13 protein-coding genes are annotated in these 15,170 nt (G+C 61.5%); 7 read left to right on the plus strand and 6 right to left on the minus strand.

Translation table 11 applies throughout. The features are described from left to right. Positions 1–59: 59 nt before the first annotated feature. From ACR0DA_RS07430 to ACR0DA_RS07440, 3 genes are all read right to left on the minus strand, one after another. Positions 60–1,331, minus strand: coding sequence for an MFS transporter (locus ACR0DA_RS07430; RefSeq protein WP_170358807.1), 1,272 nt, complete (start codon positions 1,329–1,331; stop codon positions 60–62). Between the two features lie 108 nt (positions 1,332–1,439). After that, positions 1,440–2,486, minus strand: coding sequence for a tRNA preQ1(34) S-adenosylmethionine ribosyltransferase-isomerase QueA (queA, locus tag ACR0DA_RS07435; protein ID WP_480753912.1), 1,047 nt, complete (start codon positions 2,484–2,486; stop codon positions 1,440–1,442). A 44-nt stretch (positions 2,487–2,530) separates the two neighbouring features. Continuing rightward, entirely contained in the window at positions 2,531–5,917 is a 3,387-nt protein-coding gene (locus tag ACR0DA_RS07440; RefSeq protein WP_480753470.1) for a YhdP family protein, read from the minus strand. A gap of 68 nt (positions 5,918–5,985) precedes the next feature. Between ACR0DA_RS07440 and ACR0DA_RS07445 the strand changes: the two genes are divergently transcribed. The 6 genes from ACR0DA_RS07445 to ACR0DA_RS07470 all read left to right on the plus strand — a co-directional run bounded on the left by ACR0DA_RS07445 (position 5,986) and on the right by ACR0DA_RS07470 (position 11,664). Continuing rightward, positions 5,986–6,447, plus strand: coding sequence for a peroxiredoxin (locus ACR0DA_RS07445; protein ID WP_480753472.1), 462 nt, complete (start codon positions 5,986–5,988; stop codon positions 6,445–6,447). A 77-nt stretch (positions 6,448–6,524) separates the two neighbouring features. Next, positions 6,525–7,337: a ferritin-like domain-containing protein gene (locus tag ACR0DA_RS07450; RefSeq protein WP_480753913.1), complete on the plus strand. Its 813-nt coding sequence runs from the start codon at positions 6,525–6,527 to the stop codon at positions 7,335–7,337. A 181-nt stretch (positions 7,338–7,518) separates the two neighbouring features. Beyond that, the gene (locus ACR0DA_RS07455; RefSeq protein ID WP_093962376.1) at positions 7,519–8,844 is read left to right on the plus strand and encodes a M23 family metallopeptidase; all 1,326 of its coding nucleotides are present in this window, start codon (positions 7,519–7,521) and stop codon (positions 8,842–8,844) included. After that, positions 8,834–9,337 (plus strand): bactofilin family protein, encoded by a 504-nt coding sequence (locus ACR0DA_RS07460; protein WP_170338122.1) that lies wholly within the window; start codon positions 8,834–8,836, stop codon positions 9,335–9,337. The genes ACR0DA_RS07455 and ACR0DA_RS07460 overlap by 11 nt, the downstream gene beginning before the upstream one ends. A gap of 179 nt (positions 9,338–9,516) precedes the next feature. After that, on the plus strand, positions 9,517–10,206 hold the full coding sequence (aqpZ, locus tag ACR0DA_RS07465; protein ID WP_170338120.1) for an aquaporin Z: 690 nt from the start codon (positions 9,517–9,519) through the stop codon (positions 10,204–10,206). Positions 10,207–10,440: 234 nt separating this feature from the next. Further along, on the plus strand, positions 10,441–11,664 hold the full coding sequence (locus tag ACR0DA_RS07470; protein ID WP_480753473.1) for a hypothetical protein: 1,224 nt from the start codon (positions 10,441–10,443) through the stop codon (positions 11,662–11,664). Positions 11,665–11,680: 16 nt separating this feature from the next. Here the strand turns inward: ACR0DA_RS07470 and ACR0DA_RS07475 are convergent, their stop codons facing one another. From ACR0DA_RS07475 to ACR0DA_RS07485, 3 genes are all read right to left on the minus strand, one after another. Further along, complete coding sequence (locus tag ACR0DA_RS07475; RefSeq protein ID WP_480753475.1) at positions 11,681–12,643, minus strand: DUF3179 domain-containing protein; 963 nt, start codon at positions 12,641–12,643, stop codon at positions 11,681–11,683. A gap of 122 nt (positions 12,644–12,765) precedes the next feature. Continuing rightward, positions 12,766–13,311, minus strand: a complete 546-nt coding sequence (locus ACR0DA_RS07480) for a peptidylprolyl isomerase (protein WP_170338115.1) — start codon at positions 13,309–13,311, stop codon at positions 12,766–12,768. Next, on the minus strand, positions 13,304–13,810 hold the full coding sequence (locus ACR0DA_RS07485) for a peptidylprolyl isomerase (RefSeq protein ID WP_093962382.1): 507 nt from the start codon (positions 13,808–13,810) through the stop codon (positions 13,304–13,306). Before ACR0DA_RS07485 ends, ACR0DA_RS07480 begins: the two co-directional genes overlap by 8 nt. 134 nt (positions 13,811–13,944) lie before the next feature. On the opposite strand from ACR0DA_RS07485, the gene ACR0DA_RS07490 reads away from it, so the two are divergent. Then, positions 13,945–15,135 carry a phosphoglycerate kinase gene (locus ACR0DA_RS07490; protein ID WP_170363247.1) on the plus strand — a complete coding sequence of 397 codons (1,191 nt, stop codon included), beginning with the start codon at positions 13,945–13,947 and terminating at the stop codon, positions 15,133–15,135. Positions 15,136–15,170 lie beyond the last annotated feature (35 nt).

Below are 15,170 nucleotides of genomic sequence, written 5' to 3' on the forward strand. Positions count from 1 at the left end.
TCGGTTTTACAGACTTGTTACAGTAACATATTGCAACATTGACGACATAAATCCGGCGGTCAGGCAGGTTGGTGTTCTTCCTCTTCGTCCTGCGCCGCTTCGATCGCGACTTCTTGCGCAACTTCCAGTGCGACCGGCGATGCCGTCGGGTACAGCGGCGACATGGTGCCGGTCTCGTCCACGGGCACCGAGGCCCGCTGGGTCATCCGGTAGACCGCATAGACCGCCATGGCAAACAGTAGTGCGGCAATGAACAGGAAGAAGCCGGACGGCCCGAACACGGCATCCCCCATCAACCAGCCGGTGATCAGCGGGCCGGCAATTGCGCCGAGCCCGTTGATGAAAATCAGCCCGCCGGACGCGGCCGCCATATCTTCGTGTTCGAGGTAGTCGTTGGTGTAGGCGATCAGCAGGGAATACAGTGGATTGGACATTCCACCGATGACAAAGGCCGCAGCCAGCAAAACCGGGAAGTCGACCCCGAAAACCATGCCCACCGCCGCACTGATGCCGCCCACGACCGACACCAGCAGGATCAACAGGCGCCGGTCCATACGATCCGAAAACCAGCCCAACGGATACTGCAGAACCAACGCGCCGATGTAGAATGACGCCACGAAGGTCGAAATCTCGACCAGTGTCAGCCCGGCCCGCGCGCCGTAAACCGCGGCCATGCCGAACTGAGCCGAGAAGATGCCACCCAACAGGAACATGCCGACACAGCCCAAGGGCGACGTGTCCATCAACTGCCTGAGCGTCATCGGCTTGGTCGTATCAAACGCCGGCGTCGGTGAAATCGACAACAGGATCGGAGCAAAGGAAACGGAAACCAGGATCGAGGCAATCACAAAGGTTTCGTACCCGGCCGGGTCACCGACAAGCATCAGTGCCTGCGCGCTGACAATACCGATCATCTGGACGATCATGTAAAGCGACAAAGCCTGGCCACGGTTTTCGTTGCTCGCGGCGTTGTTCAGCCAGCTTTCGGCGGTCACGTACACGCCGGAAAAGCAGAACCCGATCACAACACGGCCCAGCGACCACGCGATTGGATCGGTCAGCATCGGATAGCTGATCATCACGGCAGAGATGAAGGACGCCAGCGCCGCGAAGACCCGCACGTGCCCGACCCGCCGTATCATCTCGGGTGCAAGACGGGATCCGCCCAGAAAGCCCACGAAATACGCGGACATGACAAATGACATCTGCAGGGTCGAAAACCCTTCGATCTCGCCCCGGACACCCAACAGGGTACCCTGCAGGCCGTTGCCGATCATCAGCAGACCCATTCCGAGTAGAAGCGCCCACGCGCTGGCAAGTACCTGAAGCATGTTTGCACTCCAAATCCGCTGAACAATGGCTTTCGTTAAAGGATCAAACGATGTCCCGGTCGCGCTTGTCTACGACATTCACCAGATTCGATCCCGCGATCCCGCCCTCTAAGGGATCAAAAGCGACGCGTCACCATAGGAAAAGAAGCGATAGCCACTTTTGATCGCATGATCATAGACCCGCAGCATCCTGTCCCGGCCCATCAGCGCCGAAACCAGCATCAGAAGCGTCGATTTCGGCAGATGAAAATTGGTCATCAGCGCGTCGGTGACCTGAAACTGGAAGCCGGGGTAGATGAAGATGTCGGTCTCCCCCTCCCAAGGCCGGATCGATCCATCGCGCGCGGCACTTTCGATCAGTCGCAAGGCCGTGGTGCCAACCGGGATGACACGGCCACCTAAGGCTTTGGTCGCCTGAATCTCGGCTGCGGCCTTCGGACTGACCTGCCCCCATTCGGCGTGCATCTTGTGGGTCGTCACATCCTCGACCTTGACCGGCAGGAACGTTCCGGCCCCGACGTGCAGGGTAACATGGGTGAACTCGACTCCCCGATCCACAAGGGCCTGCAACAATGGCTCGTCAAAGTGCAGAGAGGCGGTCGGTGCCGCGACGGCCCCGGCCTGCCGTGCCCAAACGGTCTGGTAATCGGTCTTGTCACGCTCATCCGCCGGCCGTTTGGCCGCGATGTAGGGGGGCAAAGGCATTGCTCCGGCCTGCTCGAGCGCCCGGTCGAAATCATCGCCCTTCAGATTGAAGCGCAGATTGGCCTGGCCGTCGGCGACCCCTTCCAGAAACGCGCTGAGGTCGTCGGAGAACACGATCTCTTCGCCCACCCGGATCTTCTTGAGCGGTTTCAGCAATGCGCCCCAGGTGCCGTCCGCGCGGGGCTCCAGCAAGGTGGCCTCGATCGCGGCCGAGACCGGACCCTGGGCGCTGTCACGGTGGCGCCGGCCGCTCAGTCGGGCCGGGATGACGCGCGTGTCGTTCAGCACCAGCCGATCACCGGGGCGAAGCCAGTCGGGCAGGTTGAACACCCGATCATCCGAGATCGCGTCACCCTGTGCCACCAGCAGGCGCGCCGAAGACCGCGGACTGGCGGGCCGCGTGGCAATCAGGTCATCAGGCAGGTCGAAATCGAAATCACTCAGCTTCATGGCCGCGCCATACATCGCCCGAACAGATTCGGCCACACTCTGCGTCAGCGGTCCTCGCCCCGGCTACCCACCGACGGGCTGGGTCCGTCCGGTGCGACAGGCGTTGCGTTGGGGCCGTCGGAAACGGTTGGGGCAGGTTCTCGTAGCAAGTTGCGCAGAAACAGTGGCGCCAGACCGGACAGCGGGTTCACGGACACTTGCGGGGCCGAGATCGGGCCCACCAGCGTATAGTTGAACGCGAATACGCCCTCGCCCTTCTTGGTCAGGACGCTGCCAATCGCGTTCACCATATAGATCGGAGAGATCGCGCCGCGCAGGTTCAGGAACTTTCGTTCGGTATCCACAGTCCCGTCGAAGGACAGCCCCATCGACGGTCCAACCGCACTGCCGCTGAGAATCTTGACCTCGGTCGGCGTGATCCGCATCTCGCTGTCGATTGATGAGAAGTAGATCCCCTGCCCGGCCATCTCGGTCAGTAGACCGACCAGACTGATGGCATTCAGCAACGCCGCCATGGCCGGAGCATCCTGGATCCGCGTGTCCGTGATTTTCAGGGTCAGATCGTAGTTGCCGGGGCCAGCCACCGGATTCAACCGGAGTTGCAGCTTTCCCCCTCTGGCCTGGGTTAACAAACCGGCAGACCGCAGTACCGCACCGGCGTCCACGGACTGCAGGCTGACCGCGCTGCGCGAACCGCTGGGCACAACCTGCCCCTGGACCGGGGCGCCTCCGTTGACCTGAGCGGAAAATCCACCCTTCAACCCTCCGGTCGTTTCGAAATTGCCCTTCAAACCGGTCAGGGCTACTTCCTCGGTCACCTGCAGCCGGTCCAGCGCCACGTCAAGGTTCGGGCCTCGACCGGATGACGCGCCGCCGCCGCTGCTACTGCCGAACGTCGCTTTGCCCAGGTTGAGAACGCCCCCCAGAACGCGGATATCCGGCGCCGCGGCGCCACGGCCGATCAACTCGGCCGGAACAGCCAACCAATCGCCCAGTTCAAAAGAACTGAACTGAACCCGATCCAAAGCGCCATTTGCGATCGAGATCGAAGCCACCGCGCGCAATCCGGCGGCATCAATCCGCAGGCTGTCCACTCGCAGTTGATCGCCCAGCGTCGCCTCGGTGACCAACGTCCCGGCAGTGGCTGCGGATTTTTGCCAACCCAGTTCGGGAATTGCCATTCCGACGCCGACCAGATCAGAGGTCGCGGTCAGCTTTGTCGGCTCTCCCCCTCCAATTCCAAGACTGATCTCCGCCACGCCTTGCCCAGTCAGCATACCGGACGGCAATCCGGCCTTCAGTTCATCCATCAGCCGCGGGGACAGTTCGATCTGCCCGCTGAGTGTGCTGCGTTGTGCTGTCTTGCCGCCGATCAGTTGTCGCCAAGTTGCCTTTATCGGCACCTCTCCGAACAGACCGTCTCCGTCTATGGCCACCTGGGTCTGATCCCCGCTCAGGCGCAGTTTGGCAGCGCTGATGCGAAAGCCCGGAACCAGTTTTTCCGTATCCAGATCAATCAATTCACCCAGAAAGTGAAATTGCGTGTCCTCGAATTTCAGCCCCTTGATCAAGGGCAGAGACAGAGTGCCGCCCAGTCGCACGCTGCCCGAAGCCAGATCAACCGGAAGGTTTGCCTTGGTCAGCAATTGCAGTGGCGCCCGGTCAAGCAACGACAAGGCCGAGGTCACACTGCCACTGGCCTGAACACGCACGATGCCCGGTGTGTTCTTTTTGATGTCGGTATCTGGGATGATGAACGACGTCCCAGAGGCATCAACCGCGCCACCGTCATCAGCGATCACGACGCCCTTGCGGGCCGTCACCGTGAACCGACGGCCAATCAGCGTGGCCTGCCCACGCCCGCCTTGGATCGGCGGCAAGGTCTTGGCAAACCGAACCAGAGCATTATCGAAATCGAAATCAAGATACAGTTCGGGCTTGGAGTCTCCGGGCCGCAGCCTCAGAACAAAGTCCATGTCCGACAGATTGCCTTTGTACAGGTTCTCGGTCACCCATTTGCGCGGCTTCGGAGCCAATCGGGGCGGCCAGTAATGCAGCAGCTTGTCCGAAGCCATGTGCCCCAGCCGCGCGTTCAGATCCACGCTCCACCCCTCCGGCAGGCCCACAAGCTCGCCCGAAGCGCGCAACAGGTCTTCGCCATCTTCGACCACGACCTGCCCCAGCTGCAGCCGGAACGGGTTCAGGCGCACTTGGAAGTCCAGATCGGCCTGCTTGACCTCTAGCGCATCAACGAACAGGTCGGCTGGGTTCACCCGGATACCGTTCAGACGGAACTGCACCGCCATGCTTTCCAGCGCGCCGGCCTCTACACCCTTCAGATAGGCTTTGCCCTCGCCCTGTACGCTGCCCCAGCCCGACACCACGGAAACCTCGTTGAAATCCAGAACCTGCTGCGCCGGGTCATAGGTGAAATACGTGCGGGCCGAGTCGAACGGAACCGGTCGGGTCTCGGGGTTGGGCTGAACGGCCCCGGCCCCAAGGTTCAAGGTTGCAAATACCGGCCCGAGCGCCCCGGCCCCGTCGATACTGCCGCGCAATGCGCCCGAGATCGGCGTGTCCAATACCTGCAACCAGGCCAGTGCCGGGGATTGCGCCGCCACGTCGGTCGCCGGAAGATCGGTGATCGAAATCCCGAACTGCGCCTCGGGTGAGCCGAGCGTGCTGGTGTAGTTCGCTTCGATCATGCTGACATAGTCACGGCCCGCCAACACCGAGAACCCGGTCGCCAAGCGCAGGGCGCCTTCGCTCCGCGTCGCCAGAATATGCCCGCCGTCCAGAACCCAGGACCGCCCAAGGCGCAGATCCCGATAATCCAGCGTAATGGCGTCAAGCTCGACCGAGGTCAGGGCCGACAGGACCGGTGACAGGAACACCTGATCGGACTGTTCGATCAATTCGGCCAAGGTTGGCGCATTCTGCACGGGCGCGCTGCCGGAACCGACGGTCAGCGAGAGCGATCCGTCCTCGGCTCGGGTCAATGCGATCTGCGCGCCGTTGAGGGTGATCCGCTTGGGCCGGACATGGCCGCGCAGCAGCGGGCGCATCGCCAGGCTGGCCTGCATGCTTGAGACCTGAGCGATTTGGCGCCCCTCGGCGTCGCTGATCGAAACATCGCTGAGCCGCAGACGCGGGCGCCATTCCTGATTGATGATAAAGCTGACATCGCCGAACCGGATCTGCAGGCCGCCCAAAGCGTTTTCCAGACGCGTTTCGACCCGGTCGCGCAGCCATTCCGGCGCGTGGATCCGATGGCCAAACACCATGACCCCGGACAGGACGGCCAGAAACACCAGCAGGAACACCCCGCGCAATGCCCACAGCCCGGCTGTCCGCCGACGGGATCGGGGGCGCGGCGGTTTCCCGCCCTTCTCAGCCTCGTCCTGTTCGTCTTGCGCCAATTTGCCGTCCACGTCTTTCAACCTGCCCGAGCCGCCCTATGATACGCGGCATCACCTACAAATCCTGACCGGAGTTCAAAATGCCTGACGTTGCAGACATCGCCCCCGATTTCACCTTGCCCCGCGATGGCGGCGGCACGGTTACCCTGTCGGACCTGCGCGGTCGTCCCGTTGTTCTGTTCTTTTATCCCCGCGATGATACGCCGGGCTGCACCAAGGAATCCATCGGTTTCTCGGAGCAGCTTCAAACCTTTGCAGACGCCGGCGCACAGGTTTTCGGCATCTCTCGCGACAGCGTTGCCAAACACGACAAGTTCGTCGCCAAGCACGGGCTGACCACTCCGCTGCTGTCCGACGAAGGTTCGACCGTGTGCGAGGATTACGGCGTCTGGGTCGAAAAAAACATGTATGGCAAGAAGTCGATGGGGATCGAGCGCTCGACCTTCCTGATCGACGCCGACGGAAAGATCGCCCGCGTCTGGCGCAAGGTCAAAGTTCCCGGCCATGTGGATGAGGTGCTGGAGGCCGTACGCGCGCTTTGACGCTGCGGGCCATCCGGTCTAAGAGGCGGCAGTTTTCATCCAACCCGAGGATTACCGTGGCCAAAACCCTGACCCAGATGGCAACCGAGGTTCTGACCACTGCGGATGGGCGGTCCAAGACCGCCCTTTCCAAACGCTATGCCGCCGAATGGTTTGCAGCGCGCAACGGCGACGCCCCCGCGATCGAAGTCGGAACAGCCACGCCACCGTTGCATCCGTCGCGTCCTGACAAGCCCGAGCTGCTGTCGCCGCGCGACGTGCCGCGCCGTCGCCCCGGCTCGGAGGCTGGACGCATCGCGCTGCTGCACGCTGTGGCCCATATCGAGTTGAATGCCGTGGACCTGCACTGGGACATCATCGCCCGGTTCGGGCATGTGCCGATGCCGGTCGGTTTCTACGACGACTGGGTAAAATGCGCCGAGGAGGAATCGCGCCATTTCGAAATGGTCTGCGACTGCCTGGAAGCGATGGGAAGCCACTACGGCGCCCTCCCGGCCCATGCCGGGATGTGGCGTGCGGCCGAGGACACCGCCGAAGACCTGATGGGCCGGCTGGCGGTGGTGCCGATGGTGCTCGAGGCGCGCGGCCTCGACGTGACACCGGGCATGATCGACATCTTCCGCAAGGCCAAGGCCGATCAGGCCGTGGCCGCGCTTGAAGTGATCTATGCCGAAGAAGTCGGGCATGTAGCCTATGGCTCGAAATGGTTCCACTTTCTGTGCGGCCGCGAGAATGCCGACCCCAAGGACGTGTTCCACCAACTGGTCCGGCGCTATTTCCATGGCGCGCTCAAGCCGCCCTTCAACGAGGAAAAGCGGGCCGAAGCCGGCCTGCCGCCCGATTTCTATTGGCCTTTGACCGAGGATCTGCCGCCCCCGGGAGACGCGTAACGCTGACGGAAACGCGCCGCTTTCGGCAATTTTCTGCCGATGACGTGCGGGAAAACACCGTAATTGTCGACCAATCGGTTAACAAACTTGCCCAACCGGGACCGGCCCTTTAAGCAATCGGCCCAAGGGGCGGCGATCCACTCACGACCGGTCCCGACATTGGGGATGAGAGGTAAGGCGCGTGAGAACACGTCTGGCAATCAAACTACACTCACTGCTCGAACGGCACTTCCCGGAACGCCGGGTCTTCCTGAAATCCGACAATGACACGCGCTTCATCCGGCTCAGTTCGGAGACACAGATCGTGGCCGCACTTGGCGTTTCGATCATGGTCGGCTGGACGGCGGTCGCCACGGCGATCCTGCTGATGGACAGCATCGGGTCGGGCAATTTCCGTGAACAGGCCAAACGCGATCAGGCGACCTATCAGGAACGGCTGAACATCCTGTCGCAGGAACGCGACGCGCGGGCTCAGGAAGCACTGGCCGCACACGCCCGGTTCAACTCGGCGCTTCAGCAGATCTCGGCGATGCAGTCGGAACTGCTGGAATCCGAAAACCGTCGACGCGAGCTGGAAACCGGCATCGAGGTCATTCAGACCACCCTGCGGTCGACCATGAAGCAACGTGAGGAAGCCCGGGCGCAACTCGCCGAGCTTCAGGAGAAATCCGATGGCGCATCGGTTGCGATGTTCGCCTCTGCCGCTCCGGCACAGATCGAATTCATGGCTGACGCCCTGACCCGGACAGCACAGCAGCGGGACCAGATCGCAACTGATGCACAGGCGGCACTGGACCAGCGCGATGAGCTTGAGCTGGAAATCCTGCTGATGCAGGAACGCAATGACGAGATCTTCCGCCAGTTGGAAGAAGCCATGGTGATCTCGGTTGAACCGCTGGACAAGATGTTCCGCGAGGCCGGAATGCCCACCGACCGGATGCTTGACGAAGTGCGGCGCGGCTACAGCGGCATGGGCGGCCCGCTGACGCCGATTTCCTTCAGCACCCGCGGCGAAGAGCTTTCGGCAGATGAGGTGCGCGCAAATCAGCTTCTGCAGCAGATGGACCAGCTGAATCTGTATCGCATAGCGGCCGAAAAGGCCCCGTTTGCCACACCGGTCAAATCGGCGTTCCGGTTCACCAGCGGATATGGTTATCGCCGCGACCCCAAAACCGGCGGGCGCCGGATGCACAAAGGCACCGACTTTGCGGCTCCGACAGGCACGGATATCTTCGCCACCGCCGACGGTGTCGTGGCCCATGCGGGCTGGCAATCCGGCTATGGCCGTCTGGTCAAGATCAAGCACGCCTTCGGGGTTGAGACACTTTATGCCCATAACTCGAAGATCCGCGTGAAGGTCGGCCAAAGGGTCTCGCGCGGGGATCACATTGCTGATATGGGTAATTCCGGACGGTCGACCGGAACGCATCTGCACTACGAGGTGCGCGTGAACGGAAAACCTGTAAACCCAATGGACTTCATCAAGGCTGCGAACAATGTTTTCTAAAAGCAAAATCAACGAGCCCGCACCCAAGGCATCCGAAACGGCCAAGCCGGCAGCCCCGGCGCCTCAGGCGACCCCTGCCCCGACCGAACAGAAGGCCGCAAGCACCGCGCCCAAGCCCAAGCCGCCGGCATCGGTTCTGTCGTCGGACCTGCACATCACCGGCAATATCAAGACCACCGGTGACATCCAGGTCGAAGGAACCGTCGAAGGCGACATCCGTGCGCATCTGCTGACTATCGGCGAAACCGCGACCATCAAAGGCGAAGTGACCGCGGACGACGTGGTTGTGAACGGCCGCATCGTGGGTCGTGTACGGGGTCTGAAAGTACGTCTGACCTCGACCGCCCGGGTTGAGGGCGACATCATCCACAAGACCATCGCCATCGAAAGCGGCGCGCATTTCGAAGGCTCGGTTCAGCGTCAGGACGATCCGCTGAACCCGGGACGCAGCGGCAAAACCGGAGCCAATCCGGCGGCTGAAGTCAGCCAGTAAACCGCTCCGAGTACCGAATTCCAAGAACGCCGCGGCCACTGTCCGCGGCGTTTTTCTATGCCCATCAGGCAACAATCCGGACCCCTATCAGGGCCGCAAAGCCCTGCACGCGCGATACATTTTCACAAAAGGTGTTTTTTGAATTAAACTTCACCTCGTTGAAATTGGGAGGTTTTATCATGCGAGCAAAACTGATGGCCGAATTCTTCGGCACGTTCTGGCTGGTTCTCGGCGGTTGTGGCAGCGCAGTGCTGGCTGCCGGGGTCGCCGATGTGGGCATCGGATGGCTGGGCGTGTCGTTCGCCTTCGGCCTGACGGTCCTGACCATGGCCTTTGCGGTCGGCCACATATCGGGTGGTCACTTCAACCCCGCCGTCAGCCTCGGGCTGATGATCGGTGGGCGTTTCCCGTCCAAGGATCTGCTGCCCTACTGGGCTGCGCAGGTGCTTGGAGCGATACTGGCCGCAGCCGTTCTGTACGTGATCGTCAGCGGCGCACCCGGCTTCGAAGGCGTTGGCAGCTTTGCCTCGAACGGGTATGGCGAGGCCTCGCCCGAAGGATACTCGATGATGTCGGCGCTGGTGATCGAGATCGTTTTGACCGCCTTCTTCCTTATCATCATTCTAGGCGCGACATCCGAAAAGGCTCCGGCCGGGTTCGCGCCCATTGCCATCGGTCTTGGGCTGACGCTGATCCACCTGATTTCGATCCCGGTCACCAATACGTCGGTGAACCCGGCCCGCTCGACCGGGGTGGCGCTGTTTGCCGATGGCCCCGCCTTGGCGCAGCTGTGGCTGTTCTGGGTCGCCCCGCTGATCGGCGGCGCTTTGGGAGCCGCGATCTGGAAGATGATGGCCTCGGACGAATAGAAACTCGTCCTACTAATGCAAGACCCCTCCCGGCCCACGCCGGGAGGTGACTCTGTTATACGGTTGCGTGGGCCACACCCGCGGCAAGAATTCGACCGGTCGGATCAGGGTGGTTGAATTTCCGGAACGAACCGCCAGAATTCGCAGAACTCTGTGAAAGACCTGATCATGATTTCCTGGCCAAAGTTCCGGCGCCCCGCTTCCGCAATTCCCGCATCCACCGCCTGGATTGCGATGGCCAGTATTCCGCTGGTTCATTATCTCTGGCCAGACCTCGGCGCGGTCTCTGATCGGGATCAGACTGTTCTGTTCGCTCTGACGATCTTTGCCATTCTGGCCCTATCCGAGATTTTCATAGCGCGAATTCATCGCAAGCCGGGCAGCGGCTTGGTCTACAACCCGGAAAACTTCAAAGACCCGGCGTATCTGGCTGATTTCTGGATCAAACTTATTGGTCTGTCGGCCAGTCTTGCGCTGCTTGCGCTGTTCTACTCCACCGCCGACCTCTACCGGGATGAATGGTATCAGCCGTTCTTTTCGCTGTTCGGCGACTACTGGCCGCTGATCCTTGCGATTGTCCTTTCCGTTGTCACGGCGGTTCATTTCTCGATGCGACATCCTCGCGACGGCATGTGGCATCTGGGGCGTGTGGTTTTGTCTTTTGGTCGCCAATCCACCGGGGCCCGCGAGTTGAAATCCTTTCTTCTTGGGCTGGGCGTCAAAGGGTTCTTTCTGCCACTGATGTTCTGCTATCTGGTTTATGACTGGAGCTTTCTGCAGACCCGTTCGCTGTGGGATGCGCAGGACTTTCAGCAGGTCTATGCATATCTCTACCGCTTTGCCTTCTTTCTGGACCTGACAATCGTCACCATCGGCTATGCCACCGCCACACGGCTTCTGACCTCTCACATCCGCTGGACCGAGACGACGGTGAGCGGATGGCTGGTCTGCGTGATCTGCTATGCCCCGTTCTGGCAACTGCTGTCGCGCAGCTATTTCAACTATGTCGAGGATGGCTTCGCCTGGGGTGTCTGGCTGTGGGATTACCCTGTCCTCTACGGATTGTGGGGCGGCACCATCCTGTTCTTCCTGGCGGTCTATTGTCTGACCGCCGCGCGCATGGGTCTGCGGTTCTCGAACCTGACCTATCGCGGGCTGGCCTGCGACTTTCCCTACAACATCAGCAAACACCCGTCCTACATCAGCAAGAACATCACCTGGTGGATGATTTCGATCCCGTTCATCGCGGTCGACTTCTGGGCAGGTCTGGCCAACTGTCTGGCCCTGCTGGGTGTGAACCTGATCTATTTCGCACGGGCCTGGCACGAAGAGCGCTGCCTGTCACGCGCACCGTCCTACCGAGCCTACAAAAAGCATGTGAACGAATACGGTCTTTTGGCCCGCATCCGACGCGGCCTGAGCGGCTGGACGCGGAGCGTTGCCAGACAGGTGAATTGATCGCGCGGCGCGCGGGTCAGCGCCCTGTCATCCAGATACCGTCGGGCCAGAAGGCGTGGAAGGCAAACGCGAACATCACATCATGCACGACATCCCGTCCGGCACCATCCATGACGCGGATCGATCCTATGTCACGTCCCTTGTCGACGCGCCCGGCGTCCAGAGCCGAAGCCTGCCCCGCCGACCAAACGATGACAACGCCTGCTTCTAACAATCGCCCAGCCGCACGCAATCGCGTCAGAGGCCAGGCCCGCTCACCGACACGCACCACCCGTTCGAGCGGTTGAATACCATGCGGAGGCAGCGCGCCGTCATACAGGAACGGTCTGCGCGCGCTGTCATACCCGCGATAAGGGTTGCGCCCGTAGTCCCGCGCAAAATTCGGCTCGGCCATCACCAGACCGTCGGGATTGCGCTTGCGGAACTGATCCCACCCTTCCATCCACGCTGGCAGCGCTGTCAACTGAGCACCGGTCAACTGGCCCACAATCGCCTCGCCGGTGGCTTGCTGCCACCAGCTTTCGGTTTCGCGGTCATACATGATCATGTCCGAATTTCGCAGCTTGCCGGACACGCCGAAACTGAGAACCCGTCCCGGGATACGCCGATCAAAAACCAGCCCCGAATTGCACAATGGGCAATATGTAACCGCGACTGGACGGTTGCCGATCCGATCATTCACGATTTCATGCCAGATCAGGTAACGCAGGGGATAGGCGCGCGGGCGCGTACCGGGCAGTTCCACCGTGATCACGGCCTCGGTCAGCCCCAGCACGGTTTCCGCCGTAGCTGGGCCAAACTCGGGCTTGTCGATGGCCGGGATGCCGTCTTTCGGCGGTCCGCCGGACCGGACTTCGGACCAGTCACCGATCGTGGTGACCGAAAAATCGGTTTTGGGCCATTCGTCGCGCCACAGGTTCGGGTCCGCGGACACCGCGGTTGCGCAGAACAGCAGAAGGGCAAACAGACGGCATCGCATGAGGCACCTTTGGCTACCTGCCATCGTGCGTCAGGCCGTGCGGCCGGGCCAAGCCCCTTACACAGGGACGTGAAGCGCCGTGCGCGGGCAACCCGGCGCGCAATCCGCGCCGGGTCTAGAGATCATTCGGTGACGGTCACCTTGGTCATGACGTCCGGTTGACCGACCACAGCGCCGTTCGGGCCTGTGCCGCGTTTGATCGCATCAACCACATCCATGCCGTCGGTCACCTTGCCCACCACCGTGTACTGGCCATTCAAGGTCGGGGCCGGTTCAAACATGATGAAGAACTGCGAATTTGCGCTGTTTGGATTGCTTGCGCGAGCCATTCCGACAATTCCGCGCTCGTATGGAACTTCGGAAAACTCGGCAGGAAGGTCCGGACGGCTTGAACCGCCGGTACCGGCGCGACGCATGTCGCTGCCCAGTTTACCGTATTCCACGTCCCCGGTCTGTGCCATGAACCCCTCGATCACGCGGTGGAACACCACCCCGTCATACTTGCCTTCGGCGGCCAGAGCGGTGATCTGCTCGACATGCTTGGGCGCGACGTCTTCGAACAGGTCGATGGTGATCGTGCCGTTGGCCTCACCCTCGACTTCGATCTGCAGGCCTGCGGCCAGCGCGGGGCTGGCCAACAAGGTAAAAACGGCGGCCAGCTTATACATCGGCGGCCACCTTGACGCTGATCATGCGGTCGGGGTTCGCAGGCGGCTCGCCCCGGGTGATGGCATCGACATGCTCCATCCCCTCGATCACACGGCCATAGACGGTGTATTGGCCGTTCAGGAAATGGTTGTCCTTGAAGTTGATGAAGAACTGCGAGTTGGCCGAGTTCGGGTTGGCCGAACGGGCGGCACCCAGCGTGCCTCGGTCATGCGGCAGCTTGGAAAACTCGGCCGGCAGGTTCGGCAAAGACGACCCGCCAGTGCCTGCCATGCGGATGTTGAAGCCGTCTTCCATGTCGCCGTGCTGCACGTCGCCGGTCTGCGCCATGAAGCCGTCGATCACCCGGTGAAAGGCCACGTTGTCATACTCGCCCGCGCGCGCCAGTTCCTTCATGCGCTCGCTGTGCTGAGGCGCCACGTCTGGCAGCAGCTCGATGACGACGTTGCCGTCCTTCAGCTCGATGATGATGGTGTTTTCGGGATCCTTGATCTCGGCCATGGGGCCCTCCTGTGGAATTGATTTGCGCAAATACCTATGCGCCGGACGCGCGAAAGCCAAGTGACGCATTGACCTGAGGGCAAAATGCAGGAAAAGAACCGCTTACGCGTGGTGACAACGGCGAGGATGACACGATGGGCTGGAAAACTCTGGACGACATGGATTTGCAGGGCAAACGCGTTCTTGTGCGCGTGGACATCAACGTCCCGGTTTTGGATGGCGCCGTGACCGATGACACCCGGATCCAGCGGATCGTGCCCACGGTGCGCGACATTCTGGCCGCTGGCGGCAAACCCATCCTGCTGGCCCATTTCGGCCGGCCCGGCGGTGAGCGTCGGCAGAACCTGTCGCTGAAACAGCTGGTGCCCGCGCTGGAAGCCGCCTTTGGAACCAAGGTCCGCTTCGGAGAGGATTGCGTCGGATACGAGGCTGAAATCGCTGCCGCAAACCAGGGCGACGGCGAGGTCTTGCTGCTGGAGAACACCCGCTTTCACGCCGAAGAGACCCAGAACAGCATGACCTTGGCCGAAGGTATGGCCAAGATGGGAGACATCTACTGCAATGACGCTTTCTCGGCGGCTCATCGGGCGCATAGTTCGACCGAGGCACTGGCGCGCCTTCTGCCCTCCTGCGCCGGGCGCCTGATGCAGGCAGAGCTCAGCGCACTCGAAGCCGCTCTGGGCAACCCTCAGCGTCCGGTGACCGCCGTGGTCGGTGGGGCCAAGGTATCAACCAAGCTGGATCTGCTGGGCAACCTGATCGAGAAGGTCGACAACCTGATCATCGGCGGCGGCATGGCCAACACCTTTCTGCTGGCCAAAGGGCTGGACGTTGGTAAATCGTTGGCCGAGCACGCGATGACCGATACCGCAGCCGAAATCATGGCAAAAGCAGACAAGGCAGGCTGCCGGATCGTCCTGCCCAGCGATGTTGTCGTTGCAGAGAAATTCGAAGCACACGCCCCACACAAGGTCGTCCCAGCGCACAAGTGCCCCGCAGATTCGATGATCCTCGACGCCGGGCCGGACAGCGTCGCCGCAATCTGCACCATCTTCGAACAGAGCAAGACTCTGATCTGGAACGGCCCATTGGGGGCATTCGAACTGGAACCCTTCGACGCGGCGACAAATGCCGCTGCATTGAAAGCCGCAGAACTGACGCGGGCGGGCAAACTTGTGTCGGTCGCCGGTGGCGGCGATACGGTTGCAGCCCTCAACGCCTCGGGTGCCGCGCAGGACTTCACCTACATCTCGACCGCCGGCGGTGCGTTCCTGGAATGGATGGAGGGCAAAACTCTGCCCGGTGTGGCAGCGCTGGCCCAATAAACCCATTCTAGTTGGTGATCTGCATTCGTGGTATT

The sequence above is a fragment of the Ruegeria sp. CI8 genome, from assembly GCF_056536865.1.